2 protein-coding genes are annotated in these 775 nt (G+C 74.7%); both read right to left on the reverse strand.

Going from position 1 to position 775, the window contains the following annotated elements; genetic code table 11:
* Positions 1-330 (reverse strand): iron chelate uptake ABC transporter family permease subunit (locus tag Y694_RS22095; protein WP_036236841.1); only part of this gene is annotated, 330 nt, incomplete at its 3' end.
* The coding region (locus tag Y694_RS25185) for an ABC transporter substrate-binding protein (protein WP_036236844.1) at positions 327-775 on the reverse strand (449 nt) is incomplete at its 5' end. The genes Y694_RS22095 and Y694_RS25185, both read right to left, overlap by 4 nt.

Consider the following 775-nt stretch of genomic DNA (forward strand, 5'->3'; position numbering starts at 1 on the left):
GCCGGCAAGCGCGCTGCCGGCCAGCACCAGCACCACGCACAGCGAGGCCCCGGAGGCCGAGCCGAGCAGGTAGGGATCGGCCAGCGGATTGCGGAACAGGCCCTGTGCCACCGCGCCGGCCAGGCCGAGCAGCGCACCGACCAGCCACGCACCGAGCGTGCGCGGCGCACGGATCTCGCCGACGATCAGGCCGGCATCCGGGGCCCACAGCGACGCAACCGACCAGCCCTCGCTGCCGGCCATCAGGCCGGCGACGATCAGCAGCGCGCTCAGCACCGCCAGCCCGACCGCAAGATGGCGGCGACGCGAGACGAGTTCGGCGTGGGTCATCGGCTCCCCGCCCCCGGCTTCGCACTGGCGGCCGACACCGGCAAAGCGGCCAGGCAGTCGGCCAGCAACAGCGCCGCTTCTCCCATGCGCGGGCCGGGACGCACCAGCACGTCGTAGGGCGCGCTCGCGAAGCCGCAGGTCTGCCGCCGCTGCAGCGCCTGCAGCGAGGCCCAGCCCGGACGTCCGGGCATCTCGGCCAGGTTGCGCTGCAGCGCCATCACGATGTCGGGCTGCGCGCGCAGCACGTACTCCGGGTTGAGGCGCGGAAACGGCCCCAGCGCCGGCGGCACGACGTTGCCGAGCCCGAGCCGCAGCAGCGTCTCGCCGATGAAGGAGCCACTGCCGGCGGCATAGGGCGTGGCATCGACCTCGAAATAGACGCGCCGGCCGCGCAGCGTGGCCGGCACCCGCGCGGCGGCGTCGGCCAGCTGCCGCTCGATGGTCG

Source organism: Methylibium sp. T29-B (assembly GCF_000576225.1).
In the GTDB taxonomy this organism is placed as follows: Bacteria; Pseudomonadota; Gammaproteobacteria; order Burkholderiales; family Burkholderiaceae_C; genus Methylibium; species Methylibium petroleiphilum.